18 protein-coding genes and 1 pseudogene are annotated in these 19970 nt (G+C 63.6%); 11 read left to right on the forward strand and 8 right to left on the reverse strand.

Annotation, left to right across the window (positions count from 1 at the left end; translation table 11 throughout):
* The first annotated feature begins 85 nt into the window (after positions 1-85).
* Complete coding sequence (gene ypfJ, locus ABD906_RS08945) at positions 86-964, forward strand: KPN_02809 family neutral zinc metallopeptidase (RefSeq protein WP_165278604.1); 879 nt, start codon at positions 86-88, stop codon at positions 962-964.
* Between the two features lie 33 nt (positions 965-997).
* A complete protein-coding gene (locus ABD906_RS08950) occupies positions 998-1501 on the forward strand; it encodes a DUF2937 family protein (protein WP_165278603.1) in 504 nt (167 codons plus the stop codon).
* Between the two features lie 44 nt (positions 1502-1545).
* Here the strand turns inward: ABD906_RS08950 and carA are convergent, their stop codons facing one another.
* Positions 1546-2748, reverse strand: a complete 1203-nt coding sequence (gene carA, locus ABD906_RS08955) for a glutamine-hydrolyzing carbamoyl-phosphate synthase small subunit (protein ID WP_165278602.1) — start codon at positions 2746-2748, stop codon at positions 1546-1548.
* A 281-nt stretch (positions 2749-3029) separates the two neighbouring features.
* On the opposite strand from carA, the gene ABD906_RS08960 reads away from it, so the two are divergent.
* The 6 genes and pseudogenes from ABD906_RS08960 to ABD906_RS08985 all read left to right on the forward strand — a co-directional run bounded on the left by ABD906_RS08960 (position 3030) and on the right by ABD906_RS08985 (position 9676).
* The gene (locus ABD906_RS08960; protein WP_345099241.1) at positions 3030-3479 is read left to right on the forward strand and encodes a GatB/YqeY domain-containing protein; all 450 of its coding nucleotides are present in this window, start codon (positions 3030-3032) and stop codon (positions 3477-3479) included.
* A gap of 231 nt (positions 3480-3710) precedes the next feature.
* Entirely contained in the window at positions 3711-5663 is a 1953-nt protein-coding gene (gene dnaG, locus ABD906_RS08965) for a DNA primase (RefSeq protein WP_165278654.1), read from the forward strand.
* A gap of 286 nt (positions 5664-5949) precedes the next feature.
* On the forward strand, positions 5950-7956 hold the full coding sequence (gene rpoD, locus ABD906_RS08970) for an RNA polymerase sigma factor RpoD (RefSeq protein ID WP_165278653.1): 2007 nt from the start codon (positions 5950-5952) through the stop codon (positions 7954-7956).
* A gap of 345 nt (positions 7957-8301) precedes the next feature.
* Positions 8302-8894, forward strand: a pseudogene (locus ABD906_RS08975) (carbonic anhydrase).
* A 61-nt stretch (positions 8895-8955) separates the two neighbouring features.
* Positions 8956-9375, forward strand: coding sequence for a secondary thiamine-phosphate synthase enzyme YjbQ (locus tag ABD906_RS08980; RefSeq protein ID WP_345099153.1), 420 nt, complete (start codon positions 8956-8958; stop codon positions 9373-9375).
* Positions 9376-9382: 7 nt separating this feature from the next.
* Positions 9383-9676 (forward strand): HlyU family transcriptional regulator, encoded by a 294-nt coding sequence (locus tag ABD906_RS08985; protein WP_345099242.1) that lies wholly within the window; start codon positions 9383-9385, stop codon positions 9674-9676.
* A 137-nt stretch (positions 9677-9813) separates the two neighbouring features.
* Here ABD906_RS08985 and ABD906_RS08990 read toward each other — a convergent pair whose 3' ends face one another.
* From ABD906_RS08990 to ABD906_RS09005, 4 genes are all read right to left on the reverse strand, one after another.
* Positions 9814-10272, reverse strand: coding sequence for an FKBP-type peptidyl-prolyl cis-trans isomerase (locus tag ABD906_RS08990; protein ID WP_165278597.1), 459 nt, complete (start codon positions 10270-10272; stop codon positions 9814-9816).
* A gap of 364 nt (positions 10273-10636) precedes the next feature.
* A complete protein-coding gene (locus ABD906_RS08995; protein WP_345099154.1) occupies positions 10637-11050 on the reverse strand; it encodes a VOC family protein in 414 nt (137 codons plus the stop codon).
* A 69-nt stretch (positions 11051-11119) separates the two neighbouring features.
* A complete protein-coding gene (locus tag ABD906_RS09000; RefSeq protein ID WP_345099155.1) occupies positions 11120-12388 on the reverse strand; it encodes an RNA polymerase sigma factor in 1269 nt (422 codons plus the stop codon).
* The gene (locus ABD906_RS09005) at positions 12385-12771 is read right to left on the reverse strand and encodes a YciI family protein (protein ID WP_165278594.1); all 387 of its coding nucleotides are present in this window, start codon (positions 12769-12771) and stop codon (positions 12385-12387) included. Before ABD906_RS09005 ends, ABD906_RS09000 begins: the two co-directional genes overlap by 4 nt.
* 136 nt (positions 12772-12907) lie before the next feature.
* On the opposite strand from ABD906_RS09005, the gene pyrC reads away from it, so the two are divergent.
* Entirely contained in the window at positions 12908-13951 is a 1044-nt protein-coding gene (pyrC, locus tag ABD906_RS09010) for a dihydroorotase (protein WP_165278593.1), read from the forward strand.
* 124 nt (positions 13952-14075) lie between these two features.
* A complete protein-coding gene (locus ABD906_RS09015; protein ID WP_165278592.1) occupies positions 14076-14780 on the forward strand; it encodes an orotate phosphoribosyltransferase in 705 nt (234 codons plus the stop codon).
* Between the two features lie 464 nt (positions 14781-15244).
* Here ABD906_RS09015 and ABD906_RS09020 read toward each other — a convergent pair whose 3' ends face one another.
* Both ABD906_RS09020 and aceA read right to left on the reverse strand, forming a co-directional pair.
* Positions 15245-15487, reverse strand: coding sequence for an SMc00767 family acetate metabolism repressor (locus tag ABD906_RS09020; protein ID WP_165278591.1), 243 nt, complete (start codon positions 15485-15487; stop codon positions 15245-15247).
* A 30-nt stretch (positions 15488-15517) separates the two neighbouring features.
* Entirely contained in the window at positions 15518-16807 is a 1290-nt protein-coding gene (aceA, locus tag ABD906_RS09025; RefSeq protein ID WP_165278590.1) for an isocitrate lyase, read from the reverse strand.
* A 193-nt stretch (positions 16808-17000) separates the two neighbouring features.
* Between aceA and ABD906_RS09030 the strand changes: the two genes are divergently transcribed.
* Positions 17001-18425 (forward strand): helix-turn-helix domain-containing protein, encoded by a 1425-nt coding sequence (locus ABD906_RS09030; protein ID WP_345099156.1) that lies wholly within the window; start codon positions 17001-17003, stop codon positions 18423-18425.
* An 82-nt stretch (positions 18426-18507) separates the two neighbouring features.
* On the opposite strand, the gene ABD906_RS09035 is transcribed toward ABD906_RS09030, so the two are convergent.
* Positions 18508-19542 (reverse strand): polysaccharide deacetylase family protein, encoded by a 1035-nt coding sequence (locus ABD906_RS09035; protein ID WP_165278652.1) that lies wholly within the window; start codon positions 19540-19542, stop codon positions 18508-18510.
* Between the last annotated feature and the right edge of the window lie 428 nt (positions 19543-19970).

The raw sequence follows: 19970 nt of genomic DNA on the forward strand, positions 1-19970 counted from the left end.
ACGGCGGAATTTCCGCCAATGACATTGTCCGGTTATTCGACTAGTTCTAAGTTGCAGGCAAACATGACCACGAGTGAGGACGTTCATGCGCTGGAGAGGCCGCCGGGAAAGCAGCAATGTCAGTGATCAGAGAGGACGCGGCGGTTTCTCAGGAATGCCGCGCGGCATGCCCGTTCGCATTCCCATAGGCCGTGGTGGCGGTGGACTGTCCACCATCATCGTCCTGGCCGTGCTTTTCGTCGGCGCGCGGGCGCTCGGCATCGACCCGATGGAGCTTCTGACGGGCGTCCCCGGCGAGCAGCCGCGTGTCGAGCGCACCGCCCAGAATGACGAGAGCATGCAGTTCGCCCGTGTCGTGCTCGCTGAGACGGAGGATGTGTGGACCGACATTTTCGCCGCCGCGGGGTCAGATTATCCGGAACCGACCATGGTCGTCTTCTCCGGCGCTGTTCAGTCAGCCTGCGGTTTCGCATCCGCCGCCAGCGGCCCCTTCTATTGCCCAGGCGACCGGAAGGTTTACATCGACCTCGACTTCTTCAACGAGCTCGCCACGCGCTTTGGCGCTGCGGGCGACTTTGCGCAGGCCTACGTGATTGCTCACGAAGTCGGCCACCATGTGCAGAATCTGACCGGCGTGCTGCCGCGCTTCAACCAGGCGCGCCAGCGCATGAGCCAGGCGGAAGCCAACGCCATGTCGGTGCGTGTGGAGCTGCAGGCGGACTGTTATGCGGGCGTGTGGGCCAACCACACCGACCAGAAGGGGCTTCTGGAGGAGGGCGATCTGGACGAGGCGCTGAACGCCGCCTTCCAGATTGGCGACGACACGCTGCAGAAGCGTACCCAGGGCTACGTCGTGCCGGAAAGCTTCAATCACGGCACTTCGGCCCAGCGCAAGACGTGGTTCCTGCGAGGTTATCAGTCTGGTGATGTCACGAGTTGCGACACCTTCAGCGGGGACATCTGACCGCACGAACCTCGGGGAATGTCATAGGCAGCCATGCGACTGGTTCAGCTCATCACCCTGGTAGTCACCGGCGCCGGAGCCGTTGTTATGTCGCAGGCGCCTGAATTTGCTCAGCAATACCGGCAGCGCCTGGGCGGCGCGCTGGAGGAGCTTGCCGAGGTGGTAGCCGGCTTCGATGCGGATGCCGCCCGATACAACCTCGACCGCGAGCAGGCCCTTGAGATCCATCGCCAGGCCACCGAGCCTTTCCTGCGCGACCGCGGCGTGTCCATGGAAGCGGTGCTGCGCCGGCTCGACCGTCTGCACGCCCAGGCCAGGCATTTCGAGGAACTGCCGCCGTTCCTGAGGCCGGTCGCGCTTGCCTATCCTCCTGACGAGCGCGTGCTGGAGGGCACCTTCCAGGACTTCCGGCCCGCCGTGCCGGTGACGGCGGATGGCACCGTCTGGGCGGGCGCTGGCGGATTTGTCGGCTGGCTGATCGGGCGCATCCTCACGCTGCCCTTCAGACGCAGACGGCGGGCTCTCGCCCGCCGCTGAAACACTTTTGCTAGGTTTTTCTTGACTTGGTAGCAGCCGGAGGTTCAGGCGTTCTCGAGCAGCGGCTCGCCCTTGCGCTCGCGGATCAGGTTGATGAACCGGCGGAACAGGTAGTGCGAGTCCTGCGGGCCGGGCGAAGCTTCCGGGTGGTGCTGGACGGAGAACACCGGCTTGCCGACGACCGCGAGACCGCAGTTCGAGCCGTCGAACAGTGAGACATGCGTCTCGACCACGCCCTCCGGCAGCGACTTGGAGTCCACCGCGAATCCGTGGTTCATCGACACGATCTCCACCTTGCCCGTCGTGTGATCCTTCACCGGATGGTTCGCGCCGTGATGGCCCTGATCCATCTTCATGGTCTTGCCGCCGAGCGCGATGCCGAGCAGCTGGTGGCCCAGGCAGATGCCGAACATCGGGATGTCGGCCTCGAGCAGCTTGCGGATCATCGGCACGGCATATTCGCCGGTGGCGGCTGGGTCGCCCGGGCCGTTGGACAGGAACACGCCGTCCGGATTGAGCGCCAGAATGTCTTCCGCCGAGGTCGTGGCGGGCACGATCGTCACCTTGGCGCCGAGCCCGGCGAGCAGGCGCAGGATGTTGCGCTTCACGCCGAAGTCGACGGCGACGATGTGGTACTTGGTGTCCTGTGCCTCACCGTACCCCTCGTTCCAGACCCACGGGGTTTCGGTCCACACCATGGACTGGCCCGAGGTCACCTCCTTGGCGAGGTCCAGGCCCACCAGGCCGCTCCACTCGCGCGCCTGCCGGTGCAGATCCTCGATGTCGAACTTGCCGTCCGGCGAATGCGCGATCACCGCATTCGGCATGCCCTTTTCGCGGATGAGCACGGTCAACGCGCGCGTATCGATGCCGGTGAGCGCGATCACGCCGCGGCGCCTGAGCCAGGCGTCCAGGTGCTCGGTGGCGCGGTAGTTGGAAGGATCGGTGACATCGGCGCGGAAGATGGCGCCAACGGCGCCAGCGCGCATGGCCGGATGCAGGTCCTCGATGTCCTCGTCGTTGGTGCCGACGTTGCCGATATGGGGGAAGGTGAAGGTGACAATCTGCCCGCTGTAGGAAGGATCGGTCAGGATCTCTTCGTAACCGGTAAGAGCGGTGTTGAAGCACACCTCACCGACGGCGCTGCCCGTCGCGCCAAGGCCCGAACCCTCGATGACCGTCCCATCCGCCAGCACAAGAACAGCCGTGACCTTGGGAGCGATCCAAGGGCCGCTTGCAGTCGTCATACAAAGTCTCCATCTTACAGAGGCAGCCGAAAAGATCGGTGCGGTCACTACCGTGAGTGCTTGTTGCGCGCAAGGGTAGCGCGGACCGCGACCAGCCAGCGTCTCGTGTTAGTTAATATGCTTGCAGGTGGCGAACAATAGTTCAGGCAGCGCGCGTGGTCAATTGACGCGGTGCAAAGCCGGCCTGTTCGGAAAGTTACGGGCACTTTGAGTGAACCCACCTACAAAATCCGATCCGTTTGGGATATGTGCCGGTTCCTCTCTGGAGACCTTAAATGCCAATTCGCGACGATATCGCTCAAGCCCTTGTGGATGCCGTTAAGCACCAGGATAAACGCCGGACCTCGACGCTCCGGCTGATTCAGGCTGCCATCAAGGACCGTGACATCGCGCATCGTTCGGCCGGCAAGGACCCTGTGACCGATGCGGACGTCCTGGAAATCCTCACCCGGATGGTGAAGCAGCGCCGGGAATCGGTTCAGATCTATGAGCAGAACGGCCGCGCCGACCTGGCGCAGGAGGAACGTCACGAGATCGCCATCATCGAGGAATTCCTGCCCAAACCGCTGGACGAGGCGGAGTTGAAGCAGGCCTGCGAGCAGGTGGTGCGCGAGATCGGCGCGGAAGGTCTGCGCGACATGGGCCGCTGCATGAACGCCCTGAAGGAGCGCTATCCGGGCCGCATGGACTTCAGCAAGGCCAGCGGCGTGGTTCGCGAGCTGCTGAAGTAGCCGCGAGAGCCGCGGCGCCTTGGTCGCAGTTCCCGCGAAGCGAAGGGTTTCTTTCGCGATGGTTTGTGATGGCTGCCCTGTTGGCTCTTTCCAGGGTCGGGTTGTCCACATGCTGTGAATTGCGGGAATAGCGTGCACATTTCCGGTGGCATCCGGCCGATCCGGAAAGCTCGGGCAAGCTTTCTTCAAGCGGCGTTGATTTGGGGTGCGGTTCGTGAGAAAGCCTTGACCATGCGCTTTTCCCAGAGTTTCCTTGATGAAATCCGTGACCGCGTGCCCATTTCGCAGGTGGTGCGCATGCGCGTCTCCTTCGACAAGCGCAAGACCAACACTGCCCGCGGCGACTACTGGGCCTGCTGCCCCTTCCACGGTGAAAAGTCGCCGAGCTTCCACTGCGAGGACCGCAAGGGGCGCTACCATTGCTTCGGCTGCGGCGTCTCGGGCGATCATTTCCGATTCCTGACGGATCTCGATGGCATCAGCTTCCCCGAGGCGGTCGCCATCGTCGCTGAGATGGCAGGCGTTCCCATGCCCGCCCGCGATCCGGAGATGGAGCGCCGTGAACAGGTGCGCGCGAGCCTCACGGACGTCATGGAGATGGCGGCGCAGTTCTATGAGAAGTGCCTGCAGGAGGCCGTCGGCGCGGAAGCCCGCGCCTATCTGCGCAATCGCGGCATTTCCTCGACCACGCAGCGGACCTTCCGCATCGGCTTCGCGCCCGATTCGCGCAATGCGCTGCGCCAGCATCTCGCCCAGAAGGGCGTCACGGTCGATCAGATGGAGGCCTGCGGCCTGATCGTCTCTGGCCCGGATGTGCCCGTGGCGTTCGACCGCTTCCGCGGCCGCATCATGTTCCCGATCGAGGATTCGCGCGGTCGCGTCATCGCCTTTGGCGGCCGGGCCATGTCGTCCGACGTGCCCGCGAAATACCTCAACTCGCCGGACACCGAGCTCTTCCACAAGGGTAACGTGCTCTACAACTTCGCGCGCGCCCGCAGGAACGCCAAGGATACGCCGCTGATCGCTGTCGAAGGCTACATGGACGTGATCGCTCTAGCCCAGGCCGGCATCGACACGGCCGTGGCGCCGCTCGGCACGGCGCTCACCGAAAACCAGCTTGAGCTGCTCTGGCGTGTCACCGGCGAACCCATCCTCTGCTTCGATGGCGATGGCGCGGGTCTTCGCGCCGCCTGGCGCGCCGCCGACCTCGCCCTGCCGCTCGTCCAGCCCGGCCGCACGGTGCGCTTTGCCCTGCTTCCGGAAGGCAAGGATCCTGACGACATCGTGCGGGAAGGCGGCCGCGAGCCCTTCGACACGGTGATCGCCCAGGCCCTTCCGCTCGCCGATCTCATCTGGATGCGCGAGACCTCGGGCGGCGTCTTCGATACGCCCGAGCGCCGCGCTGAGCTCGAGCAGCGCCTGCGCGCCCTCACCAGCCAGATCAAGGACGAGAGCGTCCGCCGCCACTATGCGCAGGAGCTGCGCGACCGCATGGTAAGCTTCTTCGGCGCGCCGAAGCCGGCAGCTAGGGGAGGGGACCGTGCGGGCTCTTCCTATGGCGGTTCCTATGGCGGCCGCAACAGACCGGGCTCGCGGCCGGGAGCGGCTTCCGGCCGCCTGCCCGTCTCGCAGAGCCTTGCCCGCTCGTCCCTGGTGAGGGCCGTTCCGGGTACGGCGATGCCGCTGCGGGAGGCCACCATCATCGTCATGTTGGTCAACCATCCCGCGCTGATCGAAGAGCACTTTGACGCAGTCGAGCCTCTTGAGCTGACCAGCAACGATCTTGTGCGCCTGCGGCGCGTAATCCTGGACCAGTTCGCCTTTGGCCGTGCGGTTGACCGTGAAAAGTTGATTTCTGCTATTGAAGAAGCGGGCTTACGTCCTATCTGGGCCGAGGCGGAGCAGCGCGTGAAGGCTGCCTATCTGTGGCCGGCGCTGCCCGAAGCGGCGATCGAGGATGCCCGCGAAGCGTTCTCGCAGGTGTTGCACTTGCATAGGCGAGTTCGCTCTCTACATAGGGAGCTGAGAGCAGCCGAGGCCGAGATGGCGGCGGCGGAAGTCTGGACGGAAGAGGATGCGCGCCATCTGGCTGAACTTCAGGCTGAGCTGCACAACATCGAAGCCACCAATGCGCTGATCGACGGTTTTGGTATCGCGTCGGGGCGTGTCGGAGGACGGTCATGAGGGGTGAGACTGCGTTTGATTCGCTTTTTCGAGCGAATCATGTCACTGCACCTTGACCTGGATCACGAATGAAGGAATCAACATTGATTCTGCGCTGCCACGGCACAGCTCGCTCCGAATGGAAAAAAGATCCGTATCACAAGGCATGGACCGTTCGACACTTCGCATTAGATGACAGGGTTAATCGTGCGTTTACGGGAGCGCGATAGAGGCGACTCACGCGCGAGGGAGCTGCGCGCAACCAATGTGATTTTCCGGCACGGCGGCCGGTAGGAGATTGCAAGGCATGGCGACAAAGGAAAAGGAAGAGGTCGAGACCGAGCGCGACGACAGCCCGCTGCTGGACCTTTCTGACGACGCAGTCAAGAAGATGATCAAGGTCGCCAAGAAGCGCGGCTATGTCACGATGGACGAACTCAATGCGGTTCTTCCGTCGGGCGAGGTGTCTTCTGAGCAGATCGAGGACACCTTGGCCATGCTGTCCGACATGGGCATCAACGTCGTCGAGGATGAGGAAGCGGGCGAAGAGGCTGAGGCCGAGGACGACGAGGGCGGCGAGCTCGCTGAAATCGGCGGCGGCGGTCCTCTTGCTGTTGCCCAGAAGAAGGAGCCGACGGACCGCACCGACGATCCGGTTCGCATGTATCTGCGCGAGATGGGCTCCGTCGAGCTTCTGTCCCGTGAGGGCGAGATTGCGATCGCCAAGCGCATCGAGGCTGGCCGTGAGACCATGATCGCCGGTCTCTGCGAGAGCCCGCTCACTTTCCAGGCTCTCATCATCTGGCGCGACGAGCTCAACGAAGGCAAGATCCTCCTGCGCGAGATCATTGACCTTGAGGCCACTTATGCGGGCCCGGAGGCGCGTCAGGCGCCGGTCATTGCGCGCCCTGACGAAGAAGAGAAGAAGCCTGCCGCTCCCGAGAAGCCTTCCCGTGCCCGCCGCAATGACGATGATGATGTGACGAACGTCGGCGGCGAGCCGATCCAGGAAGAGGAGGATGAGGAAGAGGACGAGAACAACCTGTCGCTGGCGGCCATGGAGGCCGAGCTCAAGCCCAGCGTCATGCAGACCCTCGACTTCATCGCCGACACCTACGCTAAGCTGCGCAAGCTTCAGGATCAGCACGTCGAGAACAAGCTGAACGACGGCGGCAAGGAGCTGTCGACGGCCCAGCAGCTTCAGGCCAAGCAGCTCAAGGACGAGCTGATCAAGGCCGTGAAGTCGCTGTCCCTGAACAACCAGCGCATCGAGACGCTGGTCGAGCAGCTCTACGACATCAACAAGCGCCTCGTTCAGAACGAGGGCAGGCTGCTGCGCCTGGCCGAGAGCCACGGCGTGCGCCGCGAGGATTTCCTGCGCGCCTATCAGGGCTCGGAACTCGATCCGAACTGGATCAAGACCGTTGCCCAGCTTCCCGAACCCGGCTGGAAGCAGTTCGTTGAGAAGGAAGCCAGGACGATCGAGGAAATCCGCGCCGAGATCCAGAACCTTGCCCAGGAAACCGGTATTTCGATCGGTGAGTTCCGCCGCATCGTGAACCAGGTGCAGAAGGGCGAGCGCGAGGCGGCAATCGCCAAGAAGGAGATGGTCGAGGCGAACCTGCGTCTCGTGATCTCCATCGCCAAGAAGTACACGAACCGCGGCCTGCAGTTCCTTGACCTCATTCAGGAGGGCAACATCGGCCTGATGAAGGCCGTGGACAAGTTCGAGTACCGCCGCGGCTACAAGTTCTCCACCTACGCCACGTGGTGGATCCGGCAGGCGATTACCCGTTCTATCGCCGATCAGGCCCGCACGATCCGTATTCCGGTGCACATGATCGAGACGATCAACAAGATCGTCCGTACCTCGCGCCAGATGCTGCACGAGATCGGCCGCGAGCCGACCCCTGAGGAGCTGGCCGAGAAGCTGGCGATGCCGCTGGAGAAGGTCCGCAAGGTCCTGAAGATCGCCAAGGAGCCGATCTCCCTCGAAACCCCGGTGGGCGACGAGGAGGATTCACATCTCGGCGATTTCATCGAGGACAAGAGCGCGATCCTGCCGATCGACGCGGCAATTCAGGCCAACCTGCGCGAGACGACCACGCGCGTTCTGGCCTCGCTCACGCCGCGTGAGGAGCGCGTGCTGCGCATGCGCTTCGGCATCGGCATGAACACCGACCACACCCTTGAGGAGGTTGGCCAGCAGTTCTCGGTGACCCGCGAGCGTATCCGACAGATCGAAGCGAAGGCGCTGCGCAAGCTCAAGCACCCGAGCCGCAGCCGTAAGCTGCGCTCGTTCCTGGACAGCTGATCCGGGAAGCCTCGAAAGAAAACGGTTCAGAAGCCGGGCTTTGCAGCCCGGCTTCTTGCTTTTTGTGACATTCCATCACGATGATCGCGTATACGCGATCAAATTGCGTACCTGTTCGCCGGTAACCCTCCGCCCTGGCAAAAGCGGTTTCTTCTGATGGTGTGTCATGAAACGGACTTCTCTGCCCGCTCTTGCGTTTGTCATCTGCCTGGCTGGCGCTTCCTGGACGCTGGCGGACGGGGGCCATACGGCCCTGCACTGGGGATATGAAGGTGCGACCGGCCCCGCGCACTGGGGAGACTTAAGCCAGCCTGCTCAGTCGGCGCGCGGCAGTCTCCCGTCGACATTGAAGAAGCCACGCCCGCCGGTCTGCCGGCCATCGATATCGAATGGGGGGCGGGCGAGACCCGCATGGTGAACAACGGCCACACGATCCAGGTTGATGTGCCCGCGGGCAGCTTCCTTCGCCGCGGGGGCGAGACCTACGAGCTTCTTCAGTTTCATTTCCATGCGCCGAGCGAGCATGAAGTCCAGGGCAGGCGCTTCCCAATGGAGGCTCACTTCGTGCATCGCCGCGTCGGCAGCGACGATCTCGGCGTGCTCGCCGTGTTTCTAGATTCTGGCGGAGAAAATGAGAGCTTCGCTCGTCTGGCCTCGCACTTTCCGGCGAAAGAGGGAGTGAGCGTCGAGGTCAATGATGTCGATATAACCGGACTTTTCCGGACGAACGGGAATACTGGTTCTACGACGGCTCACTTACGACACCGCCCTGCAGCGAGAAGGTGTCCTGGATGGTGCTGCAGCATCCGGTGAAGGTGAGCGGGGACGACATTACCCGCTTCCGCGCCCTTTATCCGATGAATGCGCGACCCGTCGCTCCGGCCAACGGCCGCCCGATCCTTTCCTCGTCCGCTTCCCCCGTCGCCGCTCACGACTAGGGGCGGCCGCGCAAGGCCGCGCCCGTTGACAGGCGGCGGCAAACATGTTCCTGCTTCCGCCATGCCCCAGCAGCAGTTGACGATAAACACCTCCGGTCAGGGCCTTTACGAGTTTACCGACAGGGTGAGGGCTTTCGTCCGCTCGAGCGGCGTCGATACGGGCTTGCTCACCGTCTTCGTGCGTCACACGTCTTGTTCGCTGCTGATCCAGGAGAACGCGGATCCGGACGTGCGGCGCGACCTCAGGGAGTTCTTCCGCCGTCTCGTGCCGCCCTCTGATGATCCGTCGATGCGCTGGATCGTGCATACGCTGGAAGGGCCGGACGACATGCCTGCCCACATCAAGGCCGCGATGATGCCCGTTTCCCTGGCCGTACCGGTCGGCAACGGCCAACCATTGCTTGGCACCTGGCAGGGTATATATCTCTTTGAACACCGCGACCGGCCCCATAGCCGCACGGTTGTGCTTCATATAGCATGACGGATTGATTGTCCCGGGCCGGACGCGTTACGGGCGGCCTGCAGAACGAGGAGCGNCGGGCGGCAGCGAGACCGTCGGCGAGGCAGTGGAGCACAAGGGCTTTCTGATCCGCGCGACGCCCTACAAGGAGCAGGGCCAGTTCCAGACCTGCGGCGTGATCACCAAGGAGGTGAATGGGGTCCGCAAGGAGCACCGCTTCATTCGCGCCGACCGTTTCCCGTCGATCGATCTCGCCGCCGATCACGCGATCCGCAAAGGGCGCCAGATCATCGACGAGATGGGCGAACACATCTTCAATTGAGCGAGGCGCCCGCTTCACCGTGAGGCCAGCGCCGGGCGCGCATCGAAAACGCCCCGCGCGGTGAGCATATCTCACGCCAGCGGGGCGCAAATTTCACGCAGAAGGATGGACGCGCGGCTTGTGCCGTCCGTTCTGCATCAGAACCCGAAACCGGACTTCCCGGGTGACTCGACGATCTCGACCAGCTCCAGCTCGAACGTCAGGTCGCGCCCTGCGAGCGGGTGGTTGCCGTCGACGGTCACGGTCTCGTCCGTAAGTGCGATCACGGTGAGGGGGATTTCCCTGCCGTCCCGTGTGGTGGCCGTCAGGCCAGTGCCGATTTCCAGAGTCAGTTCCGGCGGCAGGGCGCTGCGCGGAATCTCCTGCACCTGGCGCTCGTCCCGCGGACCGTAGGCTTCGTCCGCCGGGATGGTTACGACGGTGGTCTCCCCAACCGACATGCCCTCGACCTGCCGCTCAAAGCCGGGAATTACCTGACCGCTGCCGATCTGGAATTCCAGAGGCTCGCGGCCGCGGGAAGAGTCGAATTCCGTTCCGTCCGCGAGCGTGCCGCGATAGTGGACGCGAACGATGTCGCCCGTTTGTGCCTGTGCCATGAATTGTCTCCCTTCGATGTACCGGACTTCTTGCTGGCATCAAGCCGCGCAAATTCCGCGCCTCACGCGACGCAGACATGAGAGAGGATAGGGCATCGGTTCCCGACGTAAAGGTCGGCGGGTGAATTTATTTTGCCGGGAGGGGGATGAGACCCTCTGATACAGACCGTGCAGGCGCAATCAAAAGACTCTGTCATGCACGGCTGGTTGAAACAATCGGCGTAGTTGCGCCTAATAGCCGCCTGCGCACCTATGTGCCCGTGAGAGGGTGAAACTTAAAACAGGAAAAAGGCGGAGCCACCTTTGCGCTCCGCCCAAATTTGATGGGACGATTCGGGGATGCGAGGCGCAGGCGAAAACCTTCCTATCCCGTGATCGCCCAGCGGAAACCGAACGGGTCGCGGATCTGGCCGTACTTGTCGCCCCAGAACATCACCTGCAGGGGCACTTCGATCTCGAAGCCCTCCACCTTTGTCGCGCGTTCCCACCAAGCTTCCGGATCGTCCACCTTCAGTGTGAGGGTCACCGCGGCAGGCTTTTCAGCGGGATGTCCGTGCTCGGGAAAGGCATCGCAGAGCATGAGCGACCCGCCGTTGATGTAGAGGTGCAGGTGCATCGTGCGGCCCTTGTCGTCGAGCGGAGCGCGGGCTACCTCCCTGGCGCCGAAGGCACGCTTGAAGATCTCCGCGGCCCTCACCGCGCCATCCAGTTCCAGATAGGCGATGATGCCGCCGCGGACCTCCGCAGTCTCACCTGGAGCAACTTCGATTTCCGGCATGGATTCCTCCTCAGGTTTTCCTGAAGGAACGACGAATGGGGATCGCCTGATCCGACAACCACCTTTCGGTCATGGACGGGCGGGCGTCAGGAACTTCCGGCCTGCTTCCAATGCGTCAAGCTGCTGGCGGATGTGTGCTGCTTCCGCCGGCGTGCGGGCAAGCGCAATGGCGCGGCTGAATACCTGCCGCGCCTCCTCGACCCGTCCCAGTTCCTTGAGCAGTGCGCCGCGCACACCGTGGAAGTAGAAATAGCCGTCGAGCTTGACCTTGAGCGGCTCAACGAGGTTGAGCGCCTGCTCCGCTCCGGATGCCTTGAACACCGCGACCGCCCTGTTGAGCGTGATGACGGGGGAGGGGGTCATGCGTTCCAGCGTAAGATAAAGCAGGCTGATCTGGGTCCAGTCGGTCTCTTCCGGACGTTCCGCCTGCGCGTGCAGCGCGGCGATGGCAGCCTGCAGCTGATAGGGACCCGGCCGTCGGTGCCGCACCGCCTTTTCCACCAGCGCAAGCCCCTCCGCGATCATTTCCCGGTTCCAGAGGGTCCGGTCCTGGTTTTCGAGCAGGATGATGTTGCCGTCCGCGTCGAGCCGGGCGGGGGTGCGTGCATGCTGGAGCAGCATCAGCGCCAGCAGCCCCATGATCTCGGGCTCCGAGGGATACAGACGCAGCAGCAGCCGGCCGAGCCGGATCGCCTCGTCGCAGAGCGGTGCGCGCAGGTGTGCCTCGCCGCCGCTTGCGGCATAGCCTTCGTTGAAGATGAGGTAGATCATCGCCGCGACTGCCCCCACGCGCTCGGCACGCTCCGCCGGTCCGGGCGCCTCGAAGGGCACGTCCGCAGCCATGATCCGTCGCTTGGCGCGGGTGATGCGCTGTTCCATCGCCTTCTCGTTGACGAGGAAGGCGGACGCGATCTCCTTCACCGTCAGGCCGGAGACGATCCTGAGCGCCAGCGCGATCTGCTGGGTCGCGGGCAAGTCCGGATGACAGCAGATGAACATGAGCCTCAGGATGTCGTCGCGGTAATGCGAATTGTCGAGCCGCTCCGACATCTCCGCCTCGGCGTCGTCGAGGTTGGAGATCAACCGGTCCTCGGGCAGCTCTGTGGTGCGACTGTCGCGCCGCACGCTGTCGAGCGCCGCGTTGCGCCCGACGAAGATGAGCCACGCGGCAGGGTCGCGCGGCGGTCCCTTCTCGGGCCAGGTCTTGAGCGCCCTGAGGCAGGCTTCCTGGAAGGCTTCCTCCGCCCGGTCGAGATCGCGGAAGTAGCGCAGCAGAGCGCTGACGACCTGCGGCCGCGCCCCAACCAGTGCTTTCTCGATCCAGGCGAGGTCGCTCATGCCGTCTCTGCCGCCTTTGCCTCGACGACGCCCTTCTTGAAGATGCTGATGGGCCGGATCTCGAAGGTGCAGGTTTCGCCCTTCTTGATCGCCTTGGCCGCCTCGATCACCTCCTCGAGGCTGTCGCCTTCCAGTACGTAGAAGCCGAGCAACTGTTCCTTCGTTTCCGCGAAGGGGCCGTCGAGAACCACGTCGCCGTTCGGGCCGCTGCGGATCGTGGTTGCCGCCGAGGTCGGCAGCAGCCGGATCGACGGGCCCATCTTGCCGCGCGCGGCGAGTTCGGCCGTGACCTTGCCCCGCTTCGCCAGAACGGCGTCGTCCTCTTCCTTCGACCAGGAGGTGACGACATTCTCGTCATGGTAACACAGGATCGCATAGAGCATGGCATTCCTCCTCCCTTATGGACGGACGAGGATGCCCCAATCCGACAGGAGTGGCGAGCCTTTTCCACGCCGAAGGCGGCGGTGCGGCCTGCTTTCTCCTTGCGCGGGCGCGGAATCCGGCTATGTGTTGGACCTCATGAAAAAGATCACGATCCGCCAGCCGGACGACTGGCACCTGCACCTTCGCGATGGAACCGTTCTCCAGGCCGTGGCGCCGTACACCGCCCATTTCGGCCGCGCCATCGTCATGCCGAACCTGGTTCCGCCGGTCGTAACCACGGCAGACGCGGCAGCTTACCGCGAGCGGATTCTGGCCGCGCTGCCCGAAGGCAGCAGCTTCCAGCCACTGATGACCCTCTATCTGACGGAGAACAGCTCCGCCGACGACATCGCGGCTGGCTTCCGTGATGGCATCGTTACGGCAGTGAAGCTCTATCCGGCGGGCGCCACGACCAATTCCCACAGCGGCGTGCGCAACATCGAGAAGGTCTATCCCGTCCTGGAGCGCATGGCCGGGATCGGCATGCCACTCTGCGTCCATGGCGAGGTGACGGACCCCGACGTCGACATCTTCGACCGTGAAGCGGTGTTCATCGAGCGGGTGCTGGCGCCCCTACGCCAGCGCATACCGGAGCTCCGCATCGTCATGGAGCACGTGACGACCAGCGATGGGGTCGACTTCGTCCGCGCCCAGAATGGCGCGATTGCCGGCACCATCACGCCGCACCACCTCATCATAAACCGCAACGCGATCCTCGTGGGGGGCATCCGTCCGCACTACTACTGTCTGCCGGTTGCCAAGCGCGAGAAGCACCGCCTGGCGTTGCGCGCCGCGGCGACCTCGGGCGAGGGAACCTTCTTCCTCGGTACCGATTCCGCCCCGCACATCGACCCGCTCAAGGAATGCGCCTGCGGCTGCGCCGGCGTTTTCAACGCGCCGAACACCATGGCCTGCCTGGCCCATGTCTTCGAGCAGGAAGGGGCGCTCGACCGCCTGGAGGCTTTCGCCTCGCTCAACGGTCCGGCATTCTACCGTCTGCTGCCGAACGAGAAGCGCATCACCCTGGTCCGCCGCGACGAGCCGGTGACCATGCCCGCGAAGATCACGGCAGGCGAGCACACGATCACCGTCTTCGACCCGATGTTCCCCATCCACTGGGAGGTCGAGGACGCGGACTGACGCAACCGGCGGGCGGATATTCGTCCGTCCCCGCTGCGCACGGAGATTTCTCGAGCCCGCGCCCCTGGGCACGGGAGCACAGTAACTGCCGCGTCTGCGGAAAAACGACTACGGAGACACCTTCATGTTCGCCAACACCTTTCCGGACAAGGCGCTGATTGCCGAGACAGTGGCGCGGATGCTGCTGGAGATCGAGGCCGTCCATATCCGGGCCAACGAGCCCTACACTTTCACCTCCGGCCTGCGTAGCCCGGTATACACCGACTGCCGCAAGATCATTTCCTATCCGCGCGTGCGCTCCGCCATAATCGACCTGGGCATCTCCGTCATCCTGCGTGACGCGGGTTTCGAGCAGTTCGACGCGGTGGCCGGTGGCGAGACGGCCGGCATTTCCTACGCCGCCTGGATCGCCGACCGCCTGGGCCTGCCCATGCTTTACGTGCGCAAGAAGCCGAAGGGCTTCGGCCGCAACGCCCAGATCGAGGGCGATCTCAGGGAAGGCGCCCGCGTCCTGCTGGTCGAGGATCTGACGACGGATGGCGGCAGCAAGCTCAAGTTCGCCGAAGCGCTCCGCAACGCCGGGGCCACCGTCAGCCACACCTTCGCGCCCTTCTACTATGACATTTTCAAGGACACGCCGGCCCGTCTCGAGGCTGCCGGTATGAAGCTGCACTACCTTTCGACCTGGTGGCATGTGCTGGAGGTCTGTCGCAAGGAAGGCCGCTTCCCGGGACAGCTGGATGAGGTGGAAGCCTTCCTCAAGTCGCCGCTCGAGTGGTCCGCCGCGCACGGCGGCATCTCCGAGCTGCCGACCCGCAAGGACGACTGACCGGCCCGCCGCAATCTGGCGTTTGAGACACGGCATGACATCCCGAGAAGGCGCCCCGCGGCGCCTTTTTTAATTAAGAAAAAATGGCCCCTGCCGGGAGTGCAGGGGCCTAGGGAGCGTCTGAGGAAGAACGAGCGAAAGTGGTGACCCCCGCGTTGACGATATTGCCTCCGGCGCGGGATCGGCCGCAGGACTTGTCCGGGCAGGTTAGGGACGCGGCGTGTGCCGGACCTGTCCTGCTGAAGCCGCCTGTGCTGTTGGCTCAGGACGGGCACGCGGCACAGGTGACATGCCGCATGGCCAATGGGAGAGACTGATTTTCCGGTGAAACCCACCTGAGGGTTTCCTGTTCGCGGTTCCGTGAAGAATTGGTGCCAAGTTTCCCGGAAACCGCTCGGAATCGCTTGGGGCTTGGTCAGGCGCGGAGGAAGGCCGCACGCTTCCGTGAAGCCTTCCGCGAGCGGTCAGTGGGCTGAAGGGCCCTTGGCCAGGAAGACTGGGACGAGGAGATCGCCCCAGCTTCCGTCGCCACCATGGAAGCGCGACGAGCGCACGAGCTCCACGGTCAGGCCCATCTCCACGGCCTTGATCACCGACTGGTTGAGACGGTGCAGGTCATTGGCCAGCGCCCGGACCGCTGCCTGCTGATCGGCATCCATGGCGATTGACTGTTCCTCGGCACGCTCTTTGACGTGTGTGCGTTGCATGGTGGTCTCCCTTCAGGAGTGTGATGATGTTTACTCGGCCGCTGGCTTGAACTGGGCGGCTTCGGTCGACTCGGCCAGAGCCGTGGTCGAGGACTCGCCGCCGGTGATTGCCAGCGACACGAGGTCGAAGTAGCCCGTGCCAACCTCGCGCTGATGACGGGTGGCGGTGTAGCCGTGAGCTTCCGCCTCGAACTCGGCCTGCTGCAGCTCGGAATAGGCCGCCATCTGGCGCTCCTTGTAGCCGCGGGCGAGCTCGAACATGCCGTAGTTCAGCTGGTGGAAGCCGGCGAGCGTGATGAACTGGAACTTGTAACCCATGGCCGCCAGCTCCTTCTGGAACTTCGCGATCGTGGCGTCGTCCAGGTTCTTCTTCCAGTTGAACGACGGCGAGCAGTTGTAGGCGAGCATCTTGCCCGGGTAGTGCTTGTGCACGCCCTCTGCGAACTTGCGCGCCTGCTCCAGGTCCGGCTTCGAGGTCTCGCACCAGATGAGGTCGCAGTAGGGCGCATAGGCGACCGCGCGGGCAATGCAGGGCTCGAGGCCGTTGCGGACGCGGTAGAAGCCCTCCGCCGTGCGGCCGGCGTCGTAGTCCACGAACGGACGGTCGCGCTCGTCGATGTCCGAGGTGAGCAGCTTGGCGGCCTCGGCGTCGGTGCGGGCGACGACGAGGGTCGGCACGCCCATGACGTCGGCGGCGAGGCGCGCGGCCGTCAGGTTGCGGATGTGCTGGGAGGTCGGAATCAGCACCTTGCCGCCCAGATGGCCGCACTTCTTTTCGGAGGCCAGCTGGTCCTCGAAGTGAACGCCAGCGGCACCCGCCTCGATGAAGGCTTTCATGATCTCGAAGGCGTTCAGCGGGCCGCCGAAACCGGCCTCGGCGTCAGCGACGATCGGAGCGAACCAGGTCTCGACCGACAGGCCATTGCCCTCGGAGACTTCAATCTGGTCAGCGCGCTGCAGCGTGCGGTTGATGCGGCGACAGAGCTCTGGCGCGGAGTTGGCCGGATAGAGCGACTGGTCCGGATACATCGCCCCGGCCGTGTTTGCGTCGGCAGCAACCTGCCAGCCGGAGAGATAGATCGCCTTCAGGCCGGCACGCACCATCTGCATCGCCTGGTTGCCGGAGAGCGCGCCGAGTGCGTTGACGAACGGCTCCTCCTGCAGGAGCTTCCAGAGCCTGTTGGCGCCATGCTCGGCCAGCGTGTACTGGATCGGCATGGAACCGCGAAGGCGCTTGACGTCTTCGACGGTATACGGGCGCTCGATGCCTTCAAAGCGTCCCTTGGGAGCGGACGGAACAAGGTTGTAAAAGTCTGTCATGCTGCGGCTCGTTATATCGGTTGGCGAAAATCTGTGACAGGATTTACGCGAACGCCGTCGCGACTGTCAGCAAAATTTCGCATTGCAGCATGGAAAATCGGGTTGTTCTGTCGAGTTTCGTCAATCTCTTCTTGTAAACTTGTCAAAAATGTAAAACACTCTGCGCACCAAGGCTCGTGTCAAATTTGTAAAGATGATTGCGCAGAAGATCTTTGCCGGGGCTCGCATCCGTCGCATTCGGGTCTCGAAGGGGCTTACACAGACGGCGATGGCGGAGGCGCTGGGCATTTCGCCGTCCTACCTCAACCTGATCGAGCGCAACCAGCGCCCGCTCACCGTACAGCTCATCCTCAAGCTTGCCTCCGTCTACAAGGTCGATCCGGAGGAGCTTCACGGCGAGGGCGCAGCGTCCCTGAGCCAGCTGCGCGAAGTCTTTGCCGACCCCCTGCTTTCGGGCGAGCTTCCCGGCGAGCATGAGCTGGTCGAATTTGCCGAGGCCGCTCCCAATGCCGCCACTGCGCTCGTGAAATTGTACCGCGCCTACCGCGAGCAGGCTGAACGTCTGTCGGATCTGTCGGAGGTTATTGCGGCCAATCCTGGAGCGAGCACCATCGCGGTTCCGCGTCTGCCGGCCAATGAAGTGCGCGACGTTCTGGAAGCCCGCCCCAACCATTTCGCCTCGCTCGAGGAGGAGGCGGAGGCCTTTGGCCGTATCCTGTCGCCGCAGGACGATCTGTCGGCTGCCCTCAGGCACTGGCTTCAGCAGGAGCACGGCATCGCTGTCCGCGTCCTGCCGGTCTCGGTGATGCCCAACTGGCGCCGTCGCTATGACCGCCATTCACACCGGCTGTTCCTGTCGGAGCGCCTGTCTCCGGCAGACCAGCTGCGGGAGCTCGCGATCGAGGCCTGCCTCATTCGCATGCGCGCGGCCATCGCCGCCGAGATCGACGCCCTCAGGCTGTCCAGCGACGAAGCGCGCCGTCTCGCCCGCTTCGAGCTTGCCCGCTACGCCGCGCATGCGCTGATGATGCCCTATGCAGCTTTCCTCAATGCCGCTGAGCGGCAGCGCTACGATATCGATGTCCTGGCCGCGCGCTTCCGTGTCTCCTTCGAGCAGGCCGCGACGCGCCTGACCACGCTCGCGCGGGAAGAGCGTGCGGGCATTCCGTTCTTTATGATGGAGATCGACCACGCCGGAAACCGTCTGCGCAGGGCAGGGGCGGAGGGCTTCCCGCACGCCCGCTTCGGCGGGGCCTGTCCGCGTCTGGCCGTCTATGCCGCCTTCGCCGAGCCGGGCCGCATCATTCCCGAGGCGGTGCAGATGCCGGATGGCGAAATGTTCTTGACCCTTTCGCGCACGGTGGACGGCCCCTATGCTGGTTTCGAGGTGCGGCCACGCCGCACCGCCATTCTGCTCGGCTGCGAGCTGTCCTACGCCGGCCAGACCGTCTACGGCGGCGCGCTCAGCCAGGCCTCCCTGGAAGCGCCGCTTCCGGTTGGCCGTGCCTGCCGCCTGTGCGAGCGTCAGGGATGCCTCTCCCGCGCCGAGCCTCCTGTCACCCGCCCGCTCGGCCTCGACGAGATGGTCACTGGCTTCAGCGCGTTTGACTTCCAGTAGGGATGGGACAGTTTCAGGAGCCTGAGACAGGGCCCGTCCTGCGGTTTTGGGCATCCCCCGCAAGAGGGCCGCGTGCCGCGTGTCAGGCGAAACGGAAGGGCAGGCCGGAAATCAGGGCCCGGACGTACCGCCGCTTCTGGTAAAGGCCGTTGAGAGAGACCCGGTTGAAGGCGGTGGGGGTCTGCAGGTTTTCCGGCCGCAGCATGCCGGGCTGCGTCGTGACGGCCATCGGCACGCCGAGTTCTGCCGCGACCCTAAACTCGCGTTCGCCCGCGGCGGCCGGGAAACCGTAAGGATAGGCGAAGACTCGCGGATACCGGCCGACATATCGCTCCACCGCCTGCATCGACAGCAGGATCTCCTCGCGAAGGCGCTCCTCGCTCACCCGCCGCAGATTGGGGTGTGTGACCGTATGTCCGCCGAAGCGGGCGAGCGGGTCCTTGTCGAGATTCGCCAGCTCCGATGCGTCCATGGTCAGGTCCGCGGTGATCCCCAGCGGATCGATGCCATGTTCCATGGCCAGCACGTCCAGTTCGGCGACGGCCTCGTCCTCGTCCTGTGTGGCGACATAGGCGACGAAGCGCTCGAAGGCCGCCTGTTTCTGTCCCGCGGTCTCGAGGTCGATGGTTTCCAGCCCCTTGCCGAAATTGAAGCGGATCCGCTCCGCCTTGCGTAGCAGCGCTTCGGCCGTCTCCCACCACAGCGAACGCGTGCGTTCGACAAATCCCTTCGTGATGAAGATCGTGTACGGTACGCCGTACTTGCGGAACACCGGCGCGGCAAACTCTGCATTGTTCCGGTAGCCGTCGTCGAGGGTAAAGCTCACGAAGTGCCGCTTGTCCGCCGGGTTGGCCAGCAGTGTGGGGAGATCCTCTGCGGCCACTGGCGTGAGGCCGCATTCCAGTGAGACCTGGATGGCTTCCTCGAGGAACTCCGGTGTGACCGTCAGGATTGCGTTTGGATCGAAGTCTTTCTTCTCTTGGGGCCGCACGTGATGGAGCGTGAAGATGAGTCCGCGTCCGCGCGCTTTCGACCGCAGTGCCCCCGGCATGAGCAGGTTAATTCCCTCCAGTCCGGCGCGAATGATGGTGTAGCGCAGATCCTTCAAGATGCTCATGGCCGCTTGATCCCCCTGCTTCTTGCCGTCCCGCTGCCATCGCCTACAGGATCGCGGCACTAAGGTCCACCCCACGGAACGTCGCAAGCTTGACAGGGATTGTTCCACCTCGGGCAATGGCCTGCTGTTTGCTCTTCGGATGATGAGCACCGAGTTTTGGTCGCCTTGGCGCCTGCTTTCCCAGTTGATCAACAACCGATGAACTGGGTTTGAATGATCAGCGGTTGTATGGGGTTGATTTTGCTGGTTGTGCCTGCTTAAAAAAAAGGCGCACGGGCTTCGGTTGGCTGGCCGATCGCCTGTACTTTAAGATTAATTGTGATGTATCATAAACTATTTGTTTTTGAAATATTGTCTTATTGGAAGGCAATAATGTTAGGGAACTATAATTAAGCGTGTGGATATTTGAGTAATACTACATTCGGGAG

The organism is Chelativorans composti (assembly GCF_039541695.1).
Lineage (GTDB): Bacteria > Pseudomonadota > Alphaproteobacteria > Rhizobiales > Rhizobiaceae > Chelativorans > Chelativorans composti.

What these genes read in the sequence shown, in the direction of transcription:
- ABD906_RS09035 (WP_165278652.1), bottom strand. Translation starts at nt 19,542, where the DNA reads ATGAGCATCTTGAAGGATCTGCGCTACACCATCATTCGCGCCGGACTG.
- aceA (WP_165278590.1), bottom strand. Translation starts at nt 16,807, where the DNA reads ATGACAGACTTTTACAACCTTGTTCCGTCCGCTCCCAAGGGACGCTTT.
- ABD906_RS09020 (WP_165278591.1), bottom strand. Translation starts at nt 15,487, where the DNA reads ATGCAACGCACACACGTCAAAGAGCGTGCCGAGGAACAGTCAATCGCC.
- carA (WP_165278602.1), bottom strand. Translation starts at nt 2,748, where the DNA reads ATGACGACTGCAAGCGGCCCTTGGATCGCTCCCAAGGTCACGGCTGTT.
- rpoD (WP_165278653.1), top strand. Translation starts at nt 5,950, where the DNA reads ATGGCGACAAAGGAAAAGGAAGAGGTCGAGACCGAGCGCGACGACAGC.
- ABD906_RS09030 (WP_345099156.1), top strand. Translation starts at nt 17,001, where the DNA reads ATGATTGCGCAGAAGATCTTTGCCGGGGCTCGCATCCGTCGCATTCGG.
- ypfJ (WP_165278604.1), top strand. Translation starts at nt 86, where the DNA reads ATGCGCTGGAGAGGCCGCCGGGAAAGCAGCAATGTCAGTGATCAGAGA.
- ABD906_RS08950 (WP_165278603.1), top strand. Translation starts at nt 998, where the DNA reads ATGCGACTGGTTCAGCTCATCACCCTGGTAGTCACCGGCGCCGGAGCC.
- ABD906_RS08990 (WP_165278597.1), bottom strand. Translation starts at nt 10,272, where the DNA reads ATGGCACAGGCACAAACGGGCGACATCGTTCGCGTCCACTATCGCGGC.
- pyrC (WP_165278593.1), top strand. Translation starts at nt 12,908, where the DNA reads ATGAAAAAGATCACGATCCGCCAGCCGGACGACTGGCACCTGCACCTT.
- ABD906_RS08980 (WP_345099153.1), top strand. Translation starts at nt 8,956, where the DNA reads ATGCCCCAGCAGCAGTTGACGATAAACACCTCCGGTCAGGGCCTTTAC.
- ABD906_RS09015 (WP_165278592.1), top strand. Translation starts at nt 14,076, where the DNA reads ATGTTCGCCAACACCTTTCCGGACAAGGCGCTGATTGCCGAGACAGTG.
- ABD906_RS08995 (WP_345099154.1), bottom strand. Translation starts at nt 11,050, where the DNA reads ATGCCGGAAATCGAAGTTGCTCCAGGTGAGACTGCGGAGGTCCGCGGC.
- ABD906_RS09000 (WP_345099155.1), bottom strand. Translation starts at nt 12,388, where the DNA reads ATGAGCGACCTCGCCTGGATCGAGAAAGCACTGGTTGGGGCGCGGCCG.
- ABD906_RS09005 (WP_165278594.1), bottom strand. Translation starts at nt 12,771, where the DNA reads ATGCTCTATGCGATCCTGTGTTACCATGACGAGAATGTCGTCACCTCC.
- dnaG (WP_165278654.1), top strand. Translation starts at nt 3,711, where the DNA reads ATGCGCTTTTCCCAGAGTTTCCTTGATGAAATCCGTGACCGCGTGCCC.